Raw genomic sequence first — 8,313 nt, 5'->3', positions numbered from 1 at the left:
GGAAAAAAATGATGTATTCATATACCAGGGGGACAAGAAAATATTAATAGGACAGGTACAGAACGGTAATAAGGAATTGTACTTGTATAAAAAATACCTCGCCTATCTTATTGTTACGGATAAAGACAATAATGAAGTGGTATATGAAAAAAGTAATGATTTTGGAATAATTACCGAGGAAGATATTTTTCCTGTTATTGTGGGTTCACCTTCAGATTTAATTCAGGAAGAAGAATATATCTTCTGGGGTACAATACGTTATAAATTTATTCCGGAACAATAGTTTTCCAATGCGTGGGCTTCATCGTATCTTACCAAACAGCATTTAAAAGACAGAAGGATTAAATTATGCTTAAAAATCACCTGAACATGTGTCGGGTGATTTTTTATGTCCTATACCCCTGCTCTTCGAAGTGTTGCAAGCTCTGAATGTCTCCGGTAATTTTATTCCAAGTAATTCTTTTGTCATGAGCTAATATTGCCTTTCTTGATTACTTCTTTAAGGTAAACGATTTTGGAAGACTTTTTACTTTTTCAAAAACCAACTCGGCGGAACACCGAATCTCTTTTTAAAAGCTATCGAAAAGTGGTTGTAATACCGGTATCCCACACGACGGGCTATTTCCGAAATGTTCCAGTGGTTGGAATAATCGTCCGTTAGCAGGCGATATGCTTCTGTCATCCTGTTTTCAACAATAAACTGGTGGATGGTACAACCGAATAACTCCCTGAATCCCGCCTGCATCTTTGTGCGGTTCATAAAAGTCAAATAAGACAGTTCCTGTATGGTGTAGCTTTTTGAAGGATCTGCCGTTATTTTTTCTTTGAGAAAGTGCAGGCGTTCCACATCCTGTTTTGTGAGAACGTGCCGACGGGGCATTGTTTCCGTAGTATCTGCCTGTTGGAGCTGGAGGGCCAGCAACTCCAATAATTTTCCCTCGGTATACAATCGTTGGATGTTTCCCGTATAAGGGCAGTTACGGAGGCTGTTTATGGTATGAGAGATAAAAGGGGTGATGCTATAGCTTTTCCCTCCGAGCAATGTGGGACGGGATGAAGTGATGCCCTTCACAAAATCTGATGCCGTGACCGGACTGTGCCCGATATGCTCCAGTAACCATGCCCGGGAAAGTTCGATCTCCAGGCTCGTAGCGTTTGAACACGGAGGATCGATCAGGGTACCGTCCAATTGTGGCATATAGAACATACTAAACTCCCCCTGGGCGGTAGGCACCGTAAATTGTGTGTCATTGTGATGGTAGTATGCAGCTCCTCCCGAAAGCTCAAAATGCATCTGGATATAGGGGCCGTCCGACCGTACTGAAACCTCCTGTTGATGAGCCCAGGACTTCTTGAAGAAGTTGATATTTACGCCATCCAGATGTATACATTTTCTTTCTTCATAAAATTCTTTTCCCTTTCGATAATCCTGCGATTCCATAATTTGCCTGCCCTCAGGCACAGGGTAACCATCCGGAATCTCCATAACTCCACTAAGCTCTTTCCTTTTCTTGTTTATTACCTCAATTTTCATCGATACATAAATTCATAAGCCATTGGTTTAGCTTTGTTTATATCTTCCCGATCCCGATAATATCGGGAGGCGTCGACCATTTTCGCTAAACCTGCCTGGCCGGCAGGCAGGTGCCCATCATGGGCTTTCATCCTTAAATATTGCAAGATGCGTACATCTTGTTGCTTTTTCCGCATCCAAAGATAGGTAAATTTGCCTGCAATTTAAATTAATTCTAAATAAGTAGACGGATGAGGAAAGTTTACACCGGATATATCCTGTTCCCCTTCTTTCTTCTCTTTTTTCTGCAAAAGGGACTATGCCAATCGCAGGATAGTTATATCAAGGGTTATGTATTCCTTGAAGACGGGACAGCAGCAATGGGCGCCACTATGATGATAGACGGATCGGGGCCGGAAGCTGAGAAGAAATACGCGATTACCGACAAAAACGGACATTTTTCAATTTCCCTGCCGGGGAACACTACATATCAGCTGCAGGTAAGTTTTATTGGTAAAGCTATACAGGTGAAAACCGTTTACCTGCCTAAGGGTAAAGATGCCGAGGTCCGGTTTGTTCTGGAAGAAGACACCCAAGAACTTTCGGAAGTGACGGTAACAGGGCAAACCCAAAATCAAAAAGCCCGGAATGAAATCGTAAAAGCGGAAATCGTAGATACAAAAAAGGCCCGGGCACAATCGGTAACCCTGGTAGAGCTGATGAACAGGTCGGCCGGTATACGCGTACGACAGGCAGGCGGGCTGGGAAGCAATACCAATATCATGCTCAACGGTTTTCAGGGCAAATCCATCAAGATATTCAAAGATGGCATTCCCACAGACTATCTCGGGGCAGGTTATAATATTTCCGCCACTCCTGCAAATATGCTGGAAAGGGTAGAAATTTATAAAGGAGTGCTCCCTACCGATCTCGGAGCAGACGCTTTGGGCGGAGCCATCAATATGGTTTCCAGGATGCAGAATAGCCGGTCCGTAGCCTTATCGTATGAGATCGGATCGTTCAATACCCACCGCCTTTCCCTGAATCTGAAACATCCGAATGCTAAAAATCATACGTTCTGGGGAGTGGATGCATTCTATAATTACTCAGACAACGATTATACAGTAACGGCTAGTGTTCCTGATCCTGAAACGGCAACCGTATCTCCCCGGCGCGTTAAGCTGTTTCACAACCGGTACAGACATGCCTATACGGAAATATACGGTGGTTTGACCGATCTCTCGTGGGCAGACGAATTGCGGCTTGGCATTACAGCTTTTTCCATCCGCAGGGATAACCAGTTTGCGGCATTGATGGAAAAGCCGTTCGGTGCCTCTTTCGCACAGGAAAACGCTCCTGTTATTCCTACATTACGATACAGGAAAGGATTTGCAGACCAGAAGTTTTCTATGGACCAATTCCTGGTATACAGCAAGATAAAGGGACAGCAAACAGACACGTTGCGCGGTTCATACGATTGGTATGGTAATTTTCACCCTCCTACAGATGTAAACAGTCGGGGTGAATCGGGGCGACCGACCATGGCTGAGCTTACCTATAGCAACCTGACATCAAGAACAGGGCTGACTTATCGGATAAATCCTCACCACACCTTAGCCTTGAATATTGTTTTTAATGACTATAATCGTAAAGGTAAGGACCCCTACGGCCCCACCAGTATTGGGGAGAACCCGGTCGATTTGCAAAGCCTGCCGGCAGACTATACCAAACTTGTCGGAACGATTGGCTGGAAAGGACAGTTTGCAGACAGACGCATTGAAAACCTGTTCCAGCTTAAATATTATGAAGCAAAAACAAAAGGACAGGAAGTTGATGCCGGTACCGGGTACCTGAATGAAAAAACCAACAGTGCCAGGACCTCCAGGTTCGGGTTGGCGGAAGCGGTAAAATTGAACCTTTCCAACCGTACGTATTTCCGGCTATCAGTCGAGTTGGCTACCCGTCTTCCCGAACAGACCGAAATATTGGGAAATGGTTCGTACATATTGTCAAACTTCAACATTAAGCCGGAGCGAAGCACCAATGGTAATCTTGGGTTCCGAACCAGTCCGGATGACAGGTGGGATATAGAATTAAACAGTTTCTACCGGGTCACAAAAGATCTTATTATTTCCGTTCCGGTCAACCTGATATTTGCACAAAATGTAAACGTCGAATCGGTCAGGGGAATAGGTTTTGAAGCAGATGTACGGTTTAAGCCCTGGTCCTGGTTGACGCTCAATGGAAACAGCACCTACCAGGATTACCGCCTGTTTCGCATTCAGGCTCCGTTAATGCAATACCTGGAAGGGGCCAGGTTACGGAATACACCCTACTTCTTTTCCAATATCGGGGCGTCGTTACAGTTTGAAAAGGTGTTTTCGGCAAATGACCGGGTGCAGGCATACTACAACATGAGCTACGTGCACGAGTTCTATCTGAATTACATTCCCAGGAATGCGGAACCCGATGGTTTTCTGGGTTTATGGGGAGAAGCAAAGGTGGATGCCCCGAATATCATCCCGTCACAAACGGTTCATTCGCTGGGTTTTCTATGGAAACCCAAAAACACATTACCATTGACGGTTAATTTAGAATGCAAGAACCTGTTTGACAAGGAAGTGTATGACAACTTTAAAATCCAGAACGCAGGTCGGAGTTTTCACTTAAAATTTAATTACATACTGAAATATTAATCTTAAACATTAAAATAACAGAACATGAGAAAGCAATTCTTAAAAACAGGAGCATTTCTACTGATGGCATCCGCAATATTGGTATCATGCAGTAACGATGATGCTCCTGTAACAGATGATGATAACGGAGGTACATCAGGAAAGTATGTGCTTCTGACCGCGGAATGGCAGGTTTCGGATGGTTCCGGATATTATGCCACTTATTCAGATATGCCAACAGGTGATGTGGACAATATTGAGGGATATTCCATTCAAGCCAGGAACTTCGGCGGATTCAGGCATTACAAAAATTGGGTGTTCAGCAGGGCCAACTTAGCCGGTGAGGTCGGGATATTGCGCTATAGTGTGGCATCGAGCGGAAGACTCGAAGAAAACGGTTTTATCAAATGCGGAACTTCGGCACAACACATCGTGGTAGACGAAACAACAGGATTCTATTTTGACGGAAATCGTGGAAAGACCAAGGTTCAGAAATTTAATCCGAGTACCATGCAACGTACCGGAGAGATCGATCTTTCTTCGGCCGTTGAGACAGGAACTGATATCAGCAACAATGTGTTTACAGGTATTCAAACCTTAGCAGCAAAAGAAGGCAAGCTGTATGTAAGTGTGACTTATTCGAGGACAAATGGTAGTGGCAATCTCGATAACACCAGAAAATACACGTTGGCCGTTGTTGATATTGTGACAGGAGTACTGGAGAAAACAATCGTGCATCCTAAAGCCAAAAATCATGGCTACGCCGTGTCTGAATATCCCGCCTGGATACAAGCAAAAGATGGCACGCTATATTTCATGACGGTAGGGTGGGATTTTGACGAATCCAATGTGATGCAACAGCAGAACTCTTTTATTTTCCGGATTAAAGCGGGAGAAACCGATTTTGACCCGAATTGGGAATTGAATACCAGTGACCTGGGATTGCCCGACGGAGCCCTCCTGTGGAGTTTCCGGGAACTCAACGGCAAATTGTATATAGATGCTTCACAAGAAGCAACATCTCCCCTATTGCCCAATTTGAATACGAATATCTATGGGTTTTATGCTGTTGATATCGAGACGAAGAACACTACGCAGATTACAGACGTACCCCTGACGGTATTCGGGCTTTCCACCGGTAATGTGGAGGTCGTGGACGATCAGGTGTTTTTGCGGGTCATTAACAGGCCAGACGGTATAAATGCATATTATAAGGTCGATTTGGAGGATAACACCGCATCACCTGCCTTTAATGTAACCAGAGGTGGCGAAGCAAGCGGTTTCATTCGGTTAGCAAATGAATAACGAATAGGTTACAAGAGAATCGCACGGGTTTTATTTGCTCCAGATAAATCTACGTGGTTCGGTATTTTAAGTAATAGCACTGATACAAATAAAAAAGGATATAATGAACATACACAAAGTAAACCTCCAATCGGAAGTCGATAAGGTTGACAAGCATTGGGTTTTAAAAGAAATTGCACAAGTAAATGACCATTTGGTCAGGATCATAAAGCTGAAAGGAGCGTTTGAAATGCACAGACATAACAATGGCGACAAGTTGTTTTATGTGGTAAACGGAACATTGTTTGTCGAATTTGCCGACGGGCATACTCAGGAGGTCAATACCGGTGAATTTGTAGTGATCCCCAAAAATGTAGCTCAGAAACCGTTTGCCGCGGAAGAAGTAAGCCTTATGTTATTTGAGCCGAAATAATTTATTACGAGGTCTGGAAAGAATGATCAAAAGATCAGGACGTACCCGAAATACCGAATACCATCAAGTGCTGATCTTATCGGTACTGATGTTTTGTTTGGTATTGGTGTCTGTTTTTTCGCTGTTTATAGGTGTAGAACCGCTGGATGTAAGAAACCTGTTTCGTCCCGACACACACGATAACGAGATCCTGCTGATCAGCCGCGTTCCGCGAACCGTAACGCTGGTGCTGACCGGGGCAGGTCTTGCTATCTGTGGGGTCATCATCCAACAACTCGCTCAAAATAAATTTATATCGCCTACTACTACCGGAACTTTGGATGCGGCAAAGTTGGGGATATTGTTTGGCCTGCTGCTCTTTTCCCAATCCGGATTACTGCCAAAACTTGTTTTTGGCGTGTTTTTTTGTTTTTCTCTAACCGCTCTTTTTACTTTTTCCATAGCTCATTTTGTGAAACGAAACACGGTACTTATACCAATTTTCGGGGTGATGTACGGTTATACATTGAATGCTCTCGCCAATGTAATCGGTGTGCATTTCAACATGGTTCAGAACATGGAAAGCTGGATGATCGGGAATTTTTCCAAAACACTAAAAGGGCAATATGAAGTGATCTATATCCTGATCCCGCTATTTGTCATTTGTTATTTATATGCCAATCGCTTTACGATTGTTGGGCTTGGTAAAGATTTTACGGCCAATATGGGCGTTAACTATCCGGTAGTAATCAGCGTCGGGCTGATCCTCACATCCATAATGGTGAGTACAACCATGCTAACGGTTGGTTCCATACCGTTTATCGATTTGGTTATCCCCAACCTGGTATCTCTTATACATGGTGATAATCTGCGTCAAAACCTGCCTTATACGGCCTGTTACGGAGCGATAACGCTCGTGGTCTGTGATATCATCGGCAGGACCATTATTTTTCCTTATGAGATACCGGGCAGTATGATTGTAGGTTCATTGGGAGCCTTGGTTTTTCTGTTCATTTTAATTAAAAGAGGAAGGTGAGAAAACAGGAAATTATCATAGGTCTGACAGCCATTCTATTGATGGTGTTGTTTGTGTTCTTTGACGCTACTGTTACCGAAAGTTTCATTATAACAGGCAGACTGGAACGGTTATTTACGTTGGTACTGGTCAGCCTGACCGTGGCGTATTCCACTATTGTGTTTCAGACCATTTCGGCAAACAAGATCCTGACTCCCTCACTGATGGGGTATGAACATCTGTTTGTGTTATCACAAGTGTTGATGCTGATGACATTGGGCTCCGGAAGTGAACTGTTCCGGTCAAAAGTATGGGGCTTTGTCTTTTCGACGGTCGTTATGACAGCATACTCGTTTGTGCTGTATGTTTTTCTGTTTCGCAATCAGAAGAAGAACGTATACTATATTCTTTTGATCGGCTTGGTGCTAGGTATGTTTTTCAGTACTACAACGCAATTTCTGCAAATGGCCATCGACCCGAATGAATACGGATATGTGCAAAGTGCCATGTTCTCCTCACTTGGACGGACGTCTGCGAATACCCTTCTTATCGCTTCGGTGGTCGTGCTGACCCTGTTGCTGTATTTAAAGCGCTATTTCAGGTACCTCGACCTTCTTAACCTCGGCCGGGAGTATACCATGGGACTTGGTGTAGACTATGATAACATGGCTAAAAAACAGCTTTTGGCTATTTCAGTATTGGTATCCGTATCTACTGCGCTGATCGGGCCGATTACTTTTGTCGGTATTTTTGTTTCCGGTATCACGTATAGATTATCCAATACGGCATCACATTCACGAACCATCGTACTGGCATTCGGAATTGCATTGGTATTGATGACCGGTGCCCAGTTCGCCATAGAGCATATCCTGAATTACAGACACAGCCTGAGCGTACTTATAAATTTACTTGGCGGGGTTTATTTTTTTGCCCTTATTATTAAACAGCTTCGAAAATAATATGATAGAAATCCATTCGATAGGTAAAAAATACGGGCGGCATCCGGTGTTGAAAGACATCAATCTTTCCGTTCCTGCAGGAAAGGTGGTTTCCCTTATCGGTCCTAATGGGGCCGGAAAATCCACGCTTTTGTCGCTCATCGCCGGCCTGGAAAAACCCGAACAGGGAAATATAAGCATTGATGGTAAGGGTTTGGGCACTTATTCGTTGAAAACACTTTCCAAAAAACTCTCGTTTCTCAAACAGCACAATGTTTTTGACCTGAAACTCAAAGTATCCGAACTGATTGCTTTCGGACGTTTTCCACACAGTCAGGGCCATTTGAATGGAGAGGATCACGAAAAGATAGAGGAAGCTATTGCTATGATGGATCTTTCGCCCCTCCGGCATTCGTATATCGATGAAATAAGCGGGGGACAACGCCAACTTGTATTTTTAGCGATGATAGTGGCCC

Annotated in this window: 8 protein-coding genes; 7 read left to right on the top strand and 1 reads right to left on the bottom strand. The window is 43.9% G+C overall.

Annotation, left to right across the window (positions count from 1 at the left end; translation table 11 throughout):
* On the top strand, positions 1 to 283 hold a 283-nt coding region (locus tag ED312_RS23825; RefSeq protein WP_170164527.1), incomplete at its 5' end, for a hypothetical protein.
* 243 nt (positions 284 to 526) lie between these two features.
* On the opposite strand, the gene ED312_RS14505 is transcribed toward ED312_RS23825, so the two are convergent.
* On the bottom strand, positions 527 to 1,534 hold the full coding sequence (locus ED312_RS14505; protein ID WP_123216745.1) for a helix-turn-helix domain-containing protein: 1,008 nt from the start codon (positions 1,532 to 1,534) through the stop codon (positions 527 to 529).
* Positions 1,535 to 1,764: 230 nt separating this feature from the next.
* Between ED312_RS14505 and ED312_RS14495 the strand changes: the two genes are divergently transcribed.
* The 6 genes from ED312_RS14495 to ED312_RS14470 form a co-directional block, all read left to right on the top strand.
* The gene (locus ED312_RS14495; protein WP_123216743.1) at positions 1,765 to 4,209 is read left to right on the top strand and encodes a TonB-dependent receptor; all 2,445 of its coding nucleotides are present in this window, start codon (positions 1,765 to 1,767) and stop codon (positions 4,207 to 4,209) included.
* Between the two features lie 24 nt (positions 4,210 to 4,233).
* Positions 4,234 to 5,493, top strand: a complete 1,260-nt coding sequence (locus tag ED312_RS14490; RefSeq protein WP_123216742.1) for a hypothetical protein — start codon at positions 4,234 to 4,236, stop codon at positions 5,491 to 5,493.
* 103 nt (positions 5,494 to 5,596) lie between these two features.
* The gene (locus ED312_RS14485; protein ID WP_123216741.1) at positions 5,597 to 5,905 is read left to right on the top strand and encodes a cupin domain-containing protein; all 309 of its coding nucleotides are present in this window, start codon (positions 5,597 to 5,599) and stop codon (positions 5,903 to 5,905) included.
* 22 nt (positions 5,906 to 5,927) lie between these two features.
* The gene (locus ED312_RS14480; protein ID WP_123216740.1) at positions 5,928 to 6,920 is read left to right on the top strand and encodes an ABC transporter permease; all 993 of its coding nucleotides are present in this window, start codon (positions 5,928 to 5,930) and stop codon (positions 6,918 to 6,920) included.
* Entirely contained in the window at positions 6,917 to 7,858 is a 942-nt protein-coding gene (locus ED312_RS14475) for an iron chelate uptake ABC transporter family permease subunit (RefSeq protein ID WP_123216739.1), read from the top strand. The genes ED312_RS14480 and ED312_RS14475 overlap by 4 nt, the downstream gene beginning before the upstream one ends.
* Position 7,859: 1 nt before the next feature.
* On the top strand, positions 7,860 to 8,313 hold a 454-nt coding region (locus tag ED312_RS14470; protein WP_123216738.1), incomplete at its 3' end, for an ATP-binding cassette domain-containing protein.

The organism is Sinomicrobium pectinilyticum (assembly GCF_003725735.1).
Lineage (GTDB): Bacteria > Bacteroidota > Bacteroidia > Flavobacteriales > Flavobacteriaceae > Sinomicrobium > Sinomicrobium pectinilyticum.
This window is presented reverse-complemented; position numbering and strand designations above follow the sequence as displayed.

What these genes read in the sequence shown, in the direction of transcription:
- ED312_RS14505 (WP_123216745.1), bottom strand. Translation starts at nt 1,534, where the DNA reads ATGAAAATTGAGGTAATAAACAAGAAAAGGAAAGAGCTTAGTGGAGTT.
- ED312_RS14495 (WP_123216743.1), top strand. Translation starts at nt 1,765, where the DNA reads ATGAGGAAAGTTTACACCGGATATATCCTGTTCCCCTTCTTTCTTCTC.
- ED312_RS14490 (WP_123216742.1), top strand. Translation starts at nt 4,234, where the DNA reads ATGAGAAAGCAATTCTTAAAAACAGGAGCATTTCTACTGATGGCATCC.
- ED312_RS14485 (WP_123216741.1), top strand. Translation starts at nt 5,597, where the DNA reads ATGAACATACACAAAGTAAACCTCCAATCGGAAGTCGATAAGGTTGAC.
- ED312_RS14480 (WP_123216740.1), top strand. Translation starts at nt 5,928, where the DNA reads ATGATCAAAAGATCAGGACGTACCCGAAATACCGAATACCATCAAGTG.